The sequence below is a fragment of the Acetivibrio cellulolyticus CD2 genome (genome assembly GCF_000179595.2).
Lineage (GTDB): Bacteria > Bacillota > Clostridia > Acetivibrionales > Acetivibrionaceae > Acetivibrio > Acetivibrio cellulolyticus.
Genome location: NZ_JH556658.1, coordinates 1,051,633 through 1,065,252, shown reverse-complemented (window position 1 = coordinate 1,065,252; position 13,620 = coordinate 1,051,633). Strand labels below are relative to the sequence as shown.

The 13,620-nt window shown below is 34.1% G+C and carries 17 protein-coding genes; 9 read left to right on the top strand and 8 right to left on the bottom strand.

The features are described from left to right. Together tnpB and tnpA are read right to left on the bottom strand one after the other, a co-directional pair. On the bottom strand, window positions 1–346 hold a 346-nt coding region (tnpB, locus tag ACECE_RS28365), incomplete at its 3' end, for an IS66 family insertion sequence element accessory protein TnpB (protein ID WP_010250482.1). Then, entirely contained in the window at window positions 340–660 is a 321-nt protein-coding gene (gene tnpA, locus ACECE_RS28360) for an IS66 family insertion sequence element accessory protein TnpA (protein WP_010243567.1), read from the bottom strand. The genes tnpB and tnpA, both read right to left, overlap by 7 nt. A gap of 154 nt (window positions 661–814) precedes the next feature. Here tnpA and ACECE_RS32435 point away from each other — a divergent pair, with 154 nt between their 5' ends. Beyond that, a complete protein-coding gene (locus tag ACECE_RS32435) occupies window positions 815–958 on the top strand; it encodes a hypothetical protein (RefSeq protein ID WP_407636675.1) in 144 nt (47 codons plus the stop codon). Window positions 959–1,209: 251 nt separating this feature from the next. On the opposite strand, the gene ACECE_RS28355 is transcribed toward ACECE_RS32435, so the two are convergent. Continuing rightward, a complete protein-coding gene (locus ACECE_RS28355) occupies window positions 1,210–2,172 on the bottom strand; it encodes a DDE-type integrase/transposase/recombinase (RefSeq protein WP_162862592.1) in 963 nt (320 codons plus the stop codon). Window positions 2,173–2,482: 310 nt separating this feature from the next. Between ACECE_RS28355 and ACECE_RS0220065 the strand changes: the two genes are divergently transcribed. Then, window positions 2,483–2,710: a hypothetical protein gene (locus ACECE_RS0220065; protein ID WP_010250478.1), complete on the top strand. Its 228-nt coding sequence runs from the start codon at window positions 2,483–2,485 to the stop codon at window positions 2,708–2,710. Between the two features lie 3 nt (window positions 2,711–2,713). Next, window positions 2,714–3,202, top strand: coding sequence for a hypothetical protein (locus ACECE_RS0220060; protein WP_456049034.1), 489 nt, complete (start codon window positions 2,714–2,716; stop codon window positions 3,200–3,202). Window positions 3,203–3,290: 88 nt separating this feature from the next. Here ACECE_RS0220060 and ACECE_RS0220055 read toward each other — a convergent pair whose 3' ends face one another. Continuing rightward, window positions 3,291–4,127, bottom strand: a complete 837-nt coding sequence (locus tag ACECE_RS0220055; protein ID WP_040428799.1) for an Rpn family recombination-promoting nuclease/putative transposase — start codon at window positions 4,125–4,127, stop codon at window positions 3,291–3,293. Between the two features lie 590 nt (window positions 4,128–4,717). Here ACECE_RS0220055 and ACECE_RS0220050 point away from each other — a divergent pair. From ACECE_RS0220050 to ACECE_RS0220030, 5 genes are all read left to right on the top strand, one after another. After that, the gene (locus ACECE_RS0220050; RefSeq protein ID WP_010250471.1) at window positions 4,718–5,398 is read left to right on the top strand and encodes a vWA domain-containing protein; all 681 of its coding nucleotides are present in this window, start codon (window positions 4,718–4,720) and stop codon (window positions 5,396–5,398) included. After that, window positions 5,395–6,192, top strand: coding sequence for a PP2C family serine/threonine-protein phosphatase (locus tag ACECE_RS28350; RefSeq protein ID WP_010250469.1), 798 nt, complete (start codon window positions 5,395–5,397; stop codon window positions 6,190–6,192). The genes ACECE_RS0220050 and ACECE_RS28350 overlap by 4 nt, the downstream gene beginning before the upstream one ends. Next, a complete protein-coding gene (locus tag ACECE_RS0220040; RefSeq protein WP_010250467.1) occupies window positions 6,193–8,136 on the top strand; it encodes a helix-hairpin-helix domain-containing protein in 1,944 nt (647 codons plus the stop codon). It begins immediately after the preceding gene. 290 nt (window positions 8,137–8,426) lie between these two features. Continuing rightward, window positions 8,427–8,993 carry a hypothetical protein gene (locus tag ACECE_RS0220035; RefSeq protein ID WP_010250465.1) on the top strand — a complete coding sequence of 189 codons (567 nt, stop codon included), beginning with the start codon at window positions 8,427–8,429 and terminating at the stop codon, window positions 8,991–8,993. Then, window positions 8,977–9,759, top strand: a complete 783-nt coding sequence (locus tag ACECE_RS0220030; protein ID WP_010250464.1) for a hypothetical protein — start codon at window positions 8,977–8,979, stop codon at window positions 9,757–9,759. The genes ACECE_RS0220035 and ACECE_RS0220030 overlap by 17 nt, the downstream gene beginning before the upstream one ends. 136 nt (window positions 9,760–9,895) lie before the next feature. Here ACECE_RS0220030 and ACECE_RS28345 read toward each other — a convergent pair whose 3' ends face one another. The 4 genes from ACECE_RS28345 to ACECE_RS0220010 form a co-directional block, all read right to left on the bottom strand. Then, complete coding sequence (locus ACECE_RS28345) at window positions 9,896–10,108, bottom strand: pepsin/retropepsin-like aspartic protease family protein (protein WP_010250462.1); 213 nt, start codon at window positions 10,106–10,108, stop codon at window positions 9,896–9,898. Continuing rightward, window positions 10,098–10,376 (bottom strand): hypothetical protein, encoded by a 279-nt coding sequence (locus ACECE_RS0220020; RefSeq protein WP_010250460.1) that lies wholly within the window; start codon window positions 10,374–10,376, stop codon window positions 10,098–10,100. Before ACECE_RS0220020 ends, ACECE_RS28345 begins: the two co-directional genes overlap by 11 nt. A gap of 227 nt (window positions 10,377–10,603) precedes the next feature. Then, on the bottom strand, window positions 10,604–10,756 hold the full coding sequence (locus ACECE_RS31300; protein WP_162862591.1) for a hypothetical protein: 153 nt from the start codon (window positions 10,754–10,756) through the stop codon (window positions 10,604–10,606). A 1-nt stretch (window position 10,757) separates the two neighbouring features. Continuing rightward, window positions 10,758–11,003, bottom strand: a complete 246-nt coding sequence (locus ACECE_RS0220010) for a hypothetical protein (RefSeq protein WP_010250458.1) — start codon at window positions 11,001–11,003, stop codon at window positions 10,758–10,760. A gap of 415 nt (window positions 11,004–11,418) precedes the next feature. Between ACECE_RS0220010 and ACECE_RS0220005 the strand changes: the two genes are divergently transcribed. Continuing rightward, a complete protein-coding gene (locus ACECE_RS0220005; protein WP_010250456.1) occupies window positions 11,419–13,365 on the top strand; it encodes an endonuclease/exonuclease/phosphatase family protein in 1,947 nt (648 codons plus the stop codon). Window positions 13,366–13,620 lie beyond the last annotated feature (255 nt).

Below are 13,620 nucleotides of genomic sequence, written 5' to 3'. Positions count from 1 at the left end.
CAACAGAATAATGTGCCTTTTTCTGTTCTATATTAAGTCCCTGAAAGAGCCATTCCATCTGCTGTAATGTAATCTCTTTTACTTCCGACGGGCTCTTGGGCCATTGAAACTTCATTCCTTCCAAAAGCTTCTTGCTGGCAAGGATAAACCCATTTTTATCATATCTCAAAACTTTAATAGCTGTTTTTCTTTTATTGCAGAAGATGAAAGCGCAGCTGTCTGAAAATGGATCGAGTTTAAACTGTAGATTCACAATCGCCACCAATCCATCAATCTGCTTCCGAAAATCTGTGGAATTACAGGCTATGTAGATATGTTCAGCTCCCTGGGTAAATCCGCCTAACATATTGAACGCAGTGCTTTTAACACTGTTGCTAGCAACTGAAGATCAGTCTTTTCGTGTATATCCAATACAAAATTGTCATACCGTATTGTGATGGAAGCAGAACCCGGATGCCTTATCACTTCTTCTGGAATTTTCATTTCTGCCCAGCATATATCTGTTGCTGAGTTCTTTTGCTTATTGAGTCTTGTAAGCCAATATTTGTAGGTTGACAATTTTATATTATTTTTTTCACACCATTGCCTAGCAGATAAGCCACTGGCTTTACAATCTAAAATTGTCTGCTTCCATATTGTCTCGGATTTTCTTTGTGCCATTTTAAAATGCCTCCTGACTTCATGAGTTTTATATCAGAAAGCATAACAGAAGTAGTTGTTAATTACACTACGGTATGTTTTGAAGCACTTACGGCGTAGTGATTACAAATGTTCCTCATGGTATACTTCTAGCAAAAAATAGAGGTGATATGGTATTACGGTAAAAAAATGGTGTACTGAAAATAATATCAATTTCAATACGTATAGGTATTGGTTTACAAGGATTAACAAATCAGAAGGTAAAAATGTGCAATGGGCAGAAGTAACGAAACCTGTCGACTTCAAAAACTCTATCTAGGGCGTAGGGGCCACTAATAAGTGGTGTTTATAACAATATAAAACATCCACAAAAAAGCATTTTGAATAAAAATATTAATGAAAAAACGAAATTTCTTAGTAAGTAGCCGGGAAATTCCGTTTTTTAGGCATTATAAAAAAAGCCTATTGTTAGATCGTAAAAAAATAATCAGGCAACTTTTTGGTAATCATGATATAGTCCATTGAGTATTGATTTGGATTTCAGAACCGTTTTGTCAACTTTCGTTTCGGTCAATCGGTCAATTTTTCTTTCAAAATTGGTGTCTGACAATCAATTCCCTGATGAGTTCTGGCAGGGTTATAATAATTCACAATATACTCTTTAAGCAAGTATTTAAGATGCTTTTCATTTATAGGTATTATATGATTAAGTAATTCCTGCCTTAAAATACCGACGGTTCTTTCACATGTACCATTTTGCCAAGGACATTTGAAACCTGTTTTCTTTGATTTGATATTTGTATTAGCCAGGAAGTTTTGTAATTCACGACTGGTAAATGTACTGTCGTTGTCATGAATCAGGTATTTTGGTGTTGATCCAAAAGGGGTTGCTTCTCTGATCTGTTGAGCAACCCATGCAGAAGAAGGATTTGTTGTAACTGCAAAGTGTTCAATATTCCTGCGGTCATGACTTATTAGGATGAAGACGTACAGTACTTTAAAATAGAGAGTGGGAACTGTAAAAAAGTCCATAGCCCATATTTCTTTACGGTGATTTTTTAGAAAAGTCGTCCAAGACTGTTTCTGTTTTTCACTTGGGGACTTTCGAATTTTGGGAATGTACTTTGAAATTGTATTTGGTGAGGGGGCATCTATTACAGCGAGGTCAATTAAACGCTCATATATCTTTTCAGGAGACAGCAAAGGATTTTCTTTGTGAATGCGTTTTATAAGAGCAATTGTTTGCCGGGATATTTTAGGTCTGCCGGGCTTTTTAGATTTTAGAATCCAATAAAATTTAAAGGCTTTTTTATGCCAACTGATTACCGTTTCAGGCTTAACTAGAAATATTGAAGATTTCCAGCCCGGAACAAACTTGGACAGCAAAATCCATAATTGACGGAATGCAGGTGTTAAGTGAGGCTTGGGAATCTTGCGGTCAAGTATTTGACGTTGAACTATTGACAACTGACTTCGAAGGGCTACAATTTCAAGGTCTTTGTTTATGTCAGACAAAAGCTTTGATCTAAACATCCACAAAAAGAATTGAAACCAATCCCGAAAAAAGAGAATAATAGCTTTAAAACTAATCATACTACAAAATCACACTTCCATTTCATTACTACATAATCCAATTGTAATAATTTCTAAATGGAAAATCAATAATACTTTCAAAATGGGAAATTTCTCTCAGCATCAGTAGCACACCATTGTACTTCTTGATGATGAAGAGCAAAACAAATATCAAAACCCACCTACAAGAAAACTTGAAGATTGAAATAAAATCTAAGGATAATATTTCTAATCAAATGGGAAAATGATATAATGGACAATAGGGTTTTTAGTGAACCTTGCAATTTATATATTTGTTGATGTAAATGCTTCGAATCCGTCTTATCCATTTTCTACAATGTGTTTTAATTATAAAGTACAACCTATTTCTAACAATATAAATGAAAACTTTATACATGCTGAAAGAATATTATATCTTGCAGACAGGGGTGGGGCACTTTCAGGTCAATTAGCATTAGGTATGGCTTCAAATGGAGTTGTTTGTTGTTTCAGCTTTTAGCAGATGATGAGGGGTGAAAATATGACAAGGATATCTGATGAAGAAATTTTTGATTATGATATATTGTGGTTTGCGGTTGACTCTAAAGGTGAAATTGCACAATTTGATTCAGGTGTATATGGGCTTTTACCAGAGAGTGTTAGTAAGTCAGAAGAACAGCTAGAGAACTTAGCTGAATATATTTGTGAGAGATTAGAAAAATCATCAGAAACAGTAATTAGTCAAGATGTATTTAAAAGGGTGATTTTAGTAAACTCGAAAGACGAAACAAAGCTAGCCTATCTTGAAAGGTCACTAGGATTTTCAAAAAAAGGGTTGTATGCTTATAATTCATATGATGCTGAACCAAATTTATATCAGTATTTTAAAGTTAGTATGCCGGAAAAACCGTTAAAATTAAGTGATTTACCAGAAGAGTATAGAAGCATTTTAGAACAATACAAGCTAGAAAATTGTGTATTTAGAGAAATGGACTTAATAACTATAAAGTGAGCAGAATAATTTTGGGCCGGGAGTAATCCCGGCTTTTCCGTTTTCCATTACCTGAAAATAAATTTTCGCTTACCAATCACCAATCAAATTATTGTAGCTTCAAATGTCTTTTCAGTTCGTCAACAGGAATTTCAGTGAACTTTGAGATTGTAACAATGTCGAGACCGGAACTCATCATGTTTTTTGCAATTTCCAAAGCCTTCTCCAATTTAGCAGAACTAATCATATTAGCTCTTTCATGTAAAGAATCTTCTCTAGCCTTATATAAAGCAAGAGTTTCCGCATCCGAACTCAAATATTCCAGTTTCTTTTCAGCTCTTTTAATTGCACTATCCATTTCGATCAACTCCTTCAACTCTTCTTCGGACAGCATCTTATCAAAAAATTTAAGCCATCTATGAAGGGGATTTCCCTTTAAGTCCTTTTCTTTTAAAGTCTTGAATTTTGGTGTTTCAATAAAGTGAATTTCTATCAAATCAGTCAAAAGATAGTTTTCTTCTGCATCTTCCCAAAGATGATACTTTGAATGAAACTTATCCAAATCAAGAAACTCAAAATCCAGTATATTTATAGTAATTACCTTAGAAAGGTTTATATAATCATCACCTTGCTTTATTCCTTCAAGGAAAAGCTTTCCCCAATAAAACATCGTCCTTTTTTTCATATTATGTTGATTAGTAAGCTGAACCTCAATATCAAGCTGCACACCGTCAGCTGTTTTTGCTCTTACGTCAAGTCTACCTGATTTGTCAGAAATCATTTCCTTTGTTAGCTCTTTATTATCAACAATTTCTAGGGATACAAGTTTTTTTCGGTCATCAGCATCAAGAACAGCATTAAGGAACGCAATTAAATTATCCTTACTTTCTTCTTCCCCCATTATTCGTTTGAAAATATAATCATTTAAAGGGTTTAGCCTTTGCATTTTGAAAGTAACCTCCATTTCTTCTTCCTCTAAATATAGTATAGCATTTTTAAGTCATGAATAACAGAAAAATGTATTTCTACGAAGTTCCCCAGAGTCCCGGACGAAGCAAATCCTTGGGCCTTTTGCTCCCCATTCTTTAGAAACGCTGACGGAGCTATACTTTAAGAGTCTTCGCATATGCCTCTAAAGGCTCTTGCAGAGTGCCTTTAAAGTGACTTACAGAGCCAGAGCAGGAAGGGAATACAATATAGATATTATCGTATTCCCTTCCTGCCCTGTAAGTAATGTTAAGGTTTTTCAGATTGTTTAATCACTATATTAATCCAATAATACATGCTTCTTATCAGACTAAATGTGTATTTTCATCTTAGTAGAGTTATATTATATAAGTTGATTGGTAACTCTAAACATTTTCAAAGCTATGTGGTTGAAGTGTGATATTTTTACTGTTATAATAAACTTTAGATTAATACTACAAAAATATACTCTATTTTATCCAAAGTGAGCTAAAATGCTAATTTATACAAATAAATGATTTTCATATTTTTTATAGTAAACAAATATATCATGAAGGGTAGTGTATAGTGATGTCGGATTATTTTGACCAAATACCATATTCAGTTGGTGACTTTGCTGAAAATCCAGAGCCTAGATGCCCATGTATCATACTTCTTGATACATCAGGATCAATGGCAGGAAAGCCAATAGAAGAACTTAATAATGGTATTATAACATTTAAAGATGAATTAGTAGCGGATAGTATGGCTATTAAAAGAGTAGAACTATTATTAATGAGTTTTGGACCAGTAAAAATTGAATCTGACTTTCAAACTGTTGATTATTTTCAACCACCATATTTGCAGGCAAGTGGTAATACACCCATGGGCTCTGCAATTGAAAAAGCCCTTGAATTACTAAAAGAACGTAAAGCTATTTATCGCGAAAATGGTATTTCTTTTTATCGCCCATGGGTATTTCTAATTACGGATGGGGCTCCAACAGATAATTGGGAAAGAGCTGCAAGTTTAATTAAAGCAGGGGAAGAATCAAAATCATTTATGTTTTTTGCTGTCGCCGTTGAAGATGCAGATATGGAAATACTAAAGAAGATATCTGTGCGTGATCCTCTAAAGTTAAAAGGATTAAGATTCAGGGATTTATTTTCATGGTTATCTAATTCACTTAGTTCTGTTTCTCATTCTACCCCAGGTGATAAAGTTAATCTCGTTAATCCGGTTACTCCAGAGGGGTGGGCAAGTATCGAATGAGTATTTCAAGTTGGAAGTATGCTTTTTGTTCTACTGTAGGAACTTCACATGAAAAACTTAATACACCTTGCCAGGATTTCGGTGATTGTCAGACTGTATTTACATCTGACAATCAACCAATTTTAATTATTACTGTTTCAGATGGTGCAGGTAGTGCAAAATATGCTGATATTGCTTCAAAACTCGTCTGTACTTTAGTTTTAGAAGAAATGCGGTGTTTTTTTGAAGCTGAGAGCAATATTGAAAAAATAAATATCAATCTTATAAAGGATTTAATTAATCACATTCAAGAGCAGATCAATATTCGTGCAGAAAGTACTAACTCAAAAGTAAGAGAATATGCATGTACTATTTTGGTTGCTGTAATAGGAACTACTTCTGGTGTCTTTTTTCAAATAGGAGATGGTGCAATAGTTATATCTTCTTCTGAGGATCTAGATGATTTCAATTGGATTTTTTGGCCAGCTAAAGGTGAATATGAGAATACTACATATTTTATAACTGATGCACAAGCATGTGATAATTTACAGTTTGCATATGTAAATAGGACTATAGACAAAATTGCTGTATTTACTGATGGTCTACAAAATTTAGCTTTGCATAATAAAACCCAAACTGTTCACCCACCATTTTTTAGAAACCTTTTTAAATTTCTTGGCACTACACACGAAACAGAACCTGAAAAGCTAGCTATTCCTATAACAAACTTTCTAAATTCACAACAAGTTAATGAACGAACTGATGATGATAAAACATTAGTGATAGCATTACGTAATGTTAATTTGGAGGGTTAAATGAAAGTTTATAATGGCAGTGGAAAAGAAATTATTTTAGGTTCTGAAATAGGTAAAGGTGGAGAAGGCAGTGTCTACAATGTTTCCCAATTCCAGAATATTGTTGCAAAGATATATCATAATCCTATTGATAAAGAAAAGGCCCATAAAATTAAGGCTATGATAGATTTAAAAAATGACCGAATTTTAAAAATAGCAGCTTGGCCTTTAGATACAATTCACAGCAAATCAAATGGGCAAATTATAGGATTATTAATGCCAAATGTATCAGGATTTAAAGATATTCACAAACTTTATAGTCCTAAGTCTCGGTTAAGTGAGTTTCCAAGTGCAGGATGGCCTTTTTTGCTTCATACAGCTGGAAATTTAGCACGTTCTTTTAGTGTTATACACGAATATGGGCATGTCATCGGTGATGTAAATCATGGTAATGTTGTTGTTTCAGATAAAGCAACTGTTATGCTTATTGATTGCGATAGTTTTCAAATAGAATACTGCGGACAAAAACACCTTTGTGAAGTTGGTGTTTCCACTCATCAACCTCCAGAGTTCCAAAATATAAAGTCTTTTAGAGGTATTGCACGAACACAAAATCATGATAACTTTGGACTTGCAGTTTTAATCTTTCAATTATTATTTATGGGAAGACATCCTTTTTCGGGAAGTTTTCTAGGTACAGGTGAAATGTCTCTAGAAAAGGCAATTCAAGAATTTCGCTTTGCTTATGGTATTTCTGCAAAACTTAAGCAAATGAAACAACCGCCAAATACGCTATCACTTTCTAATGTTACCCCTAAGCTTGCAAGCCTATTTGAGCAGGCTTTTTCCCCTGAGGGTATAAAGGTAAATAATCGTCCTAAGCCCAAAGAATGGGTAATCGCACTAGATGAGCAAATCAAAGAACTTAAAAAATGTAGCAATAATAACACTCATATGTATTTAAAATCAGTTCATGCATGTCCATGGTGTGAAATTGAGTCGAAAACTGGCATTGTTTTATTTAATTTTGCTGAATTAACCTTAGAAAGCAAAAAAGGTTTTAATATATCTATTGTTTGGAATCAAATCACTCAAATTCAGTCTCCAGGTCAAGCCCCTAAGCTACCAAATATGAAAAACTACTCGGCAGAGCCTGACCCTAGAATAAAGAGGAGTTCTAGAAAATATAAATTACGATTAGCAATTATATTTATAATTGTTTTAAGTATCATTATTGCTGGACTAATTCTATTTGGAATTGCAGGAGTATTTTGGGGAATTGCTATTGCTATTATTATTGTTACTGTTTGCGTGCTTTCCCAAAGTGAATACAGTAGTATAAAGTCTGAAGTTAATAACTCTTTTTCTTTAATCCAAAAACGTTTGAGAAATCTAGAGGAAAAATGGGAACTTGAAGCTGGAGAAATTGAGTTTTGTAAGAAGATGGATGAACTTTCAAAAGTAAAACAAGGCTATCAAAATTTACATTCCCAAAGAGAGAAAAAAATGCATCAGGTTAATCAAGATCGTTATAAACATCAGCTGGAAAAATTTTTAGATGGCTTTGATATAGATCGGGCATCAATAGAAGGAATTGGACCTGGTAGAAAGGCTACTCTTCAATCATATGGAATTCAAACTGCTTCGGATATAGAAAAACAAGCAATTATGAAAATACAAGGTTTTGGTCCGGTATACACTGGGAAACTATTGAACTGGAAACAATCTATTGAAAAGAAGTTTACTTTTAATCCTAATCAACCAATTGATCCATTGCTTATTGTAAAAATTGATAACGAAATAAAATTGGAAAAATGTAAATTAGAGAAATTACTGCTTAGTGGTACAAATGAGCTTAAGCTAATAACTTATAAAGTCTTGAATAGAAGGCAATTTCTCCTTGCAGAATATGAACAGTGTTTAAAAGAATGCGCCCAAGCCGAAGCGAATATAAATGCTTTATAATAAATACCTATAGATAAATTACGAATTTATTAAAACTTATAAATACATACTGCCAGATTTATAAAAGTTAGCATTAGTATTATTTGATCTCGAGTTTATGTAATAAGTATCTATAATTTAGGAAATGGAAATACAATGATGAAGAACAAAACAGAATATCAAAATCCACCTACAAGGAAACTGGAAACATGATTTATATATGGCACTTTGAACAGTGCCTATATTGTTTTTTGCTGTAAAAAGTTATGATATAATGTATTGTAATAATATTTAGAAAGGTACAAAGTAATATGCGCCTTACTTATAAAAAGCAAATTACTACACATAGCTCAATATCTGCTATATGGGATAAAATCCGTGGTATTACTAGTTTTTATGATATTAGTGTTAGTGGTAATGCGATAAAGGCTTTTGATACTCCTAAAAAGTATGTAGGAAAAAATCCTGTTACTTCAGTTATTCTACATGAAGATGGAACTGTATCTGTAGGTATAAGTGGAGCAGCTGATGGTAATGTTGTTTACGGAAAAGATTTTGCAAATAAATTACAAAGTGCGTTGAATGAAAGTGCAGGATATAATAAATATAATGTATCTCACATTACGGACGAAGCATTAAAAGCACAAATTCCGAATGCAGTTGGAAATGGAAACTTACCTGGAGTTTGTGCTGAACCTAAAGCTGTAACTGCGGCACATTACAATGAAAGTCCAATTATAGGTATGGATACAAGGTATTATAATGAAATTGGTAATCCACATTATTTTGAAGGGGCCAGTTCTCTAAATCAAATGGAAGCATGTGATACATGTAAAGCTTATTGGAGGGTTTATATAAATTATGCAAATCGCAAATAGGAGTATTTTTGAAAAAAGAGATAGATTAAGTTTGATAGATCAGTTGAATATTTATATTGGATCGGCTGATTCGGAGTGGATTCATAAAATAAAACCAATAGATGACAGATGTATTGTTGATCTAAAAAAATATCTTGGAATGGAGGAAATGAATTTAGACTTTCCATATTCGTTCGTTGAATTTGCTAAATATGCAGGTGGTGATGATGGAGGATTATTATCAAAGCCATTAAAAGGTGAATTTTCTATTATGAATTTAATTGAACAAAATAAGGAGATATATAACTTTGAAAAAGAAAGCCTAGACCCATACAATTTTGAATTTTTGACAGATGAAGTAGGAATGTCATATATATTGAAATTGGATAACAATACTGAGAATGGGGTATTTTATGAAGATACTTGCTTTATTAGCTCATCGTTTGAAAATCTGTTATTTCAATGTGCAGTACGATCATACGAGGAAAAGTTCTTTTTGAAAAATATAGGTTTTGGAGCTAGTATCAATTCTATGAGAGAGACAGAAGAATTACGTAAAGAAGCTAAACCTTTTGAAATAATGGATGGAATATGTGATAAGTATTGTTTGAAAAAATCATGGTTTAACGATGAATTCTTTTACTTTGCATATTCTGAGAATCTTTCCGTTTTGTTAATTAATCAGGTCGCTGTAGCCGGAAAGATTTTTGGTAATGATGATAAAATGATTAAAACAATATCAGAATACTTGCTGCCTAAGTTAGGAGCAGATGTTCAACAATTTTAAAGAAAAATATATAAAGTCACTATGCCGGGAGCAATCCCGGTTTTCTTTTTTTTACTAGAAATAACGTAAACGGTAAACCGTAAGCGACTCAACATACACTTCAACGTTTACTAACTGGATGGAATCAATAACTTTTTCATAAACAAAATTCTGTTCCGCCAACGCCACGTATTCTGTGTAGTGTATCATTCAATTCAGCTTCAAGACCTAATTCAAAGGCTATTTCAGTGGGCAAGATTGTTCCTCCTGAGCCAGTATCAATAACAACATTTTCTAAAAGGATTTCTTTATCACCATGTTTGAAAACAGCACTGATAAAAGGAATTCCATATTTGAGATCAAATTTCATTGCTTGCCCTCACTCCCAAACCTGCCCATTTTTGTTCCTTAATATCAAGGATTTCTCTTTTACTGTGAACAACATAGAACTCTCTATCAGGAAAATCCTTATGCAGTTCTAAATACTTCAAAAATGCTAATTTGCTTGATTTGTCTTGGAAAGAATCTATAACTGATATTCTATCAATAATTCTATTTTCGCCTTCGGTATGTGCTTCTATTGCTTCTATCAAAAGCCATGCAGAAGGATATACACTCTTAACTTCTTCCCATTTCATTTAATCACCGCCAATCTCTTCTTAATAGTTTTATTTTACCACAGTAGAGTAATTTTAAAAACAGTAGTAGAATAAACAACTGAAAAAACGCTATAATGGGTATTTCCCAACCCTGTCGACTTCAAAAACTATTGATTTATAATTAAAAATCCCCCTCTCCCCAAAAAAGAGAAGGGCTTCGTTAGCTCCTAGCAGAGGTTTTTGAAAAAAAGCATTTTATAGAGTTTCTATTCATACGGGTATATTTTTAGATTTTTCAGATCAGATATAGAATGTGCCGCTACGGTATCAATAATAATATCATCTAATATTTTTGATTTGCCATTATAAGTTAGTTCCAAAGTAGCATACAAAATACCATTGTTTAATTTAATCTCCATTTTATAATACTCCTCTATACACAGGATTGGTTACTATTTCCATAACAACCTGGTCTTTTGCTGTGTGGTATACAAAATTATCACCTTTACACTTGACTAATATTTTTGTGGCTTCTTTTGGGTCTTGTATTGATCGAATCACAGCCATATCATCTATATATTTTTTATTTCCTTCAATATGGTGTTCAAGAGCAGTCAAAAGAACATATTGATTAGGGTAAACTCTTTTAACTTCTTCCCATTTCATAACTGTCACCTTACCTTTAAATAATAAAAAGGTTTTATTCTGAAAATTCTATTATGAATTTAATATACCATACATAGCTGATGCCTAAAAGAAAACTTCCAATCATCAGCAACACTCGGTAAACTCCTGTTGACTTCCAAAACTCTATCCATTGAGTATTGATTTGGATTTCAGAAGCGTTTTGTCAACTTTTCTTTCGGTCAATTTTCCTGCGGTCATGACTTGTTAGGATGAAGACATACAGTACTTTAAAATAAAAGGGTGAATAGTGAAAGAATAGATGAATTTACTATTATTGATTGTATATGTGGAATTAAGTGGAATAAAAGATAAAATCTGAGTATAATTATAAAGGGAAGTCCTATTAGTTAAATTGAGTTATGTCTATGAGAACCAAAAAAAGAGGGGGTATAACATGAAGATCCATATTGTTAGCTATAACATGGCTATGGGTAAAAACGGGGAAGACCGCAATAAGATTATCAAAAGTAAGGAGGCCGCATTAGAAGTATTTGAAAACGGGTTCAGTAACCTGTATAAACAGGACCCGGAGGGAGTATGGCTTATCTGTGTAGAAGAGATCAACAAAAATGATGGAGGCAATCAAGTAGAGCAAGTGAAAGATTCCCTTGAGCAAACAACTTCAGTGAAATGGTATACACACAGAAATAAAAATGGCGTATCCTTAGATGGAGAATCTATTGCAGTGTTTTCAAACTACCAAAACATAGGGGAAAAAGAAAAGATATCGTTGCCTGGAGGAAAATGGGGTAGTTATAGAGTGGCAATGCTCCTTGAATTCGAAATTGCCGCAGGCAAGAAATTAGGTTTAGTGAGTACACATTTTATCCAGCCCAGTGAGGATCAAGATCCGGAAGGAGAAAAACGGAAAGATTCTATGTCGTTAATACTGGAAAGAATTAGAGAACACTTTAATGACGCAAATGAGCCGGTAATAATATGTGGTGATTTAAATGTCTTTGATACTTCAAGTTCGGACATTTATAACATTCCTAAAGATGATGATGCCATAGCAGTATATAATAATACCATCGGCCAAGCCTTAGAAGCGGGCTTTAAAAAAGGTTACCAACCAACTCGAGATGATATTACTTATCACGCCTGGGATGATCCTAGTAACCTTCCATCCGATAAAAGTTGGGGGATTTTCGATTACATATTGGTGCGCAATGGGAGTAGTACGTTTGGAGATCACGAAATTATTAATTTTAAAAACGCTGATTCAATACCTGCCTCCGACCATAAAGGCGTGCACTTGCAACTTGATTATTCCGAGGGAGGCAGTTCGACAACAATTGAGTGGGGCGAAGAAATCCAGTTCCCGGATGAAAGCAGCGGATTCGATAACGATTCGATCCTGGCGATTGCTATGAATAACGAAAACCATTTGGTCGAAGTCCATTGCGATGAACATGGCAACCACTATTACATGGTAGGTTATCTAAGGTTCAATAAATATAATCTAAATGATTCCGATGATACTGGAACAGCATACATCGAATGGAATACCGCCGATACCGCTTCCCAAGTCTATGAAACGGGTCAAGGAAAAAGAATAGCAGTCGCTATTGATGATTGTGACAATATCGTCGAAGTACACACTGATTCTGATGAGGACGATCATAGATACCGGGTGGGCAAACTCGCACTCGAGTACAATGATGAGAGCAAACCCTCGTGGAAAATCGACTGGCAACCCGCAGACTCACATAATTATGATACGGGTAAGGATCTGGCTGTAGCCATGGATAATAAAATGAATATCGTTGAAGTGCATCGTGGGCAATCAAAAAAACATGATCAAGAACTTTCTGCAAATATCGGAAAAGTGGTGTCTTCCGGAGATTCACAAACTAGCATTGAATGGCATGATGAGGGTAATAGTTATACTGACGGTTATAACCCCGCCGTGACCATGAATGACAATTTGTTTGTGGTAGAAGCCCATCGAGGTAATGATCATAAAGAACAACACTACTACCGGTTAGGCGTGCTGGACCCATCAAAAAAAGATATCAGTTGGAAGGTTACGAGCAAATTTGATGACTCTAACGATGAAGACGTTACAGGAGTGGCGGTTGCCATGGATAATAATTCTAATGTGGCTTACGTATATACTACTGAAACGACTAAGGATATATGGTATGCCATCGGAAATATTGATACCGCCAACAATAATATTTTGTGGAATACAGGTAACACTATTGGCATCAATGCTCAATGCTCTAAAATCGCTTTGACCATGGACAATAACCATAATGTGATTGTGGTGTATTTCAAATCTGGTGAGAGTATTCCTTATTACCGGGTTGGGAAACTAATAAAAGCTGAAAACCAGTAACGAAACAAAATCTCTATAACAACACTGCACTATGGGATGCAAAAATCCCATCGAGTGCTATAGAATACCGATAAATTGAATTAATTCCGTTGTTAACAAAGCAGGTGTCAAATGTAACAGTAAAATCAACGCTTGCTAGAAGAACAAAAAAAGGAATACGATATTTGATATTATTGTATTCCTTTCCTGCTTTGGTTCCGCAACTTTCTGAAAAGACACTTCGTAAGCCGATTCAAAGTCCTCTGTGACATCCGC

Coding starts and splice junctions, on each gene's coding strand:
- tnpA (WP_010243567.1), bottom strand. CDS start 660: ATGGCACAAAGAAAATCCGAGACAATATGGAAGCAGACAATTTTAGAT.
- ACECE_RS0220030 (WP_010250464.1), top strand. CDS start 8,977: ATGCAAATCGCAAATAGGAGTATTTTTGAAAAAAGAGATAGATTAAGT.
- ACECE_RS0220005 (WP_010250456.1), top strand. CDS start 11,419: ATGAAGATCCATATTGTTAGCTATAACATGGCTATGGGTAAAAACGGG.
- ACECE_RS0220060 (WP_456049034.1), top strand. CDS start 2,714: ATGATGAGGGGTGAAAATATGACAAGGATATCTGATGAAGAAATTTTT.
- ACECE_RS0220020 (WP_010250460.1), bottom strand. CDS start 10,376: ATGAAATGGGAAGAAGTTAAGAGTGTATATCCTTCTGCATGGCTTTTG.
- ACECE_RS31300 (WP_162862591.1), bottom strand. CDS start 10,756: ATGGAGATTAAATTAAACAATGGTATTTTGTATGCTACTTTGGAACTA.
- ACECE_RS28345 (WP_010250462.1), bottom strand. CDS start 10,108: ATGAAATTTGATCTCAAATATGGAATTCCTTTTATCAGTGCTGTTTTC.
- ACECE_RS0220050 (WP_010250471.1), top strand. CDS start 4,718: ATGTCGGATTATTTTGACCAAATACCATATTCAGTTGGTGACTTTGCT.
- ACECE_RS0220040 (WP_010250467.1), top strand. CDS start 6,193: ATGAAAGTTTATAATGGCAGTGGAAAAGAAATTATTTTAGGTTCTGAA.
- ACECE_RS0220010 (WP_010250458.1), bottom strand. CDS start 11,003: ATGAAATGGGAAGAAGTTAAAAGAGTTTACCCTAATCAATATGTTCTT.
- ACECE_RS0220055 (WP_040428799.1), bottom strand. CDS start 4,127: ATGCAAAGGCTAAACCCTTTAAATGATTATATTTTCAAACGAATAATG.
- ACECE_RS0220035 (WP_010250465.1), top strand. CDS start 8,427: ATGCGCCTTACTTATAAAAAGCAAATTACTACACATAGCTCAATATCT.
- ACECE_RS28350 (WP_010250469.1), top strand. CDS start 5,395: ATGAGTATTTCAAGTTGGAAGTATGCTTTTTGTTCTACTGTAGGAACT.
- ACECE_RS28355 (WP_162862592.1), bottom strand. CDS start 2,172: ATGTTTAGATCAAAGCTTTTGTCTGACATAAACAAAGACCTTGAAATT.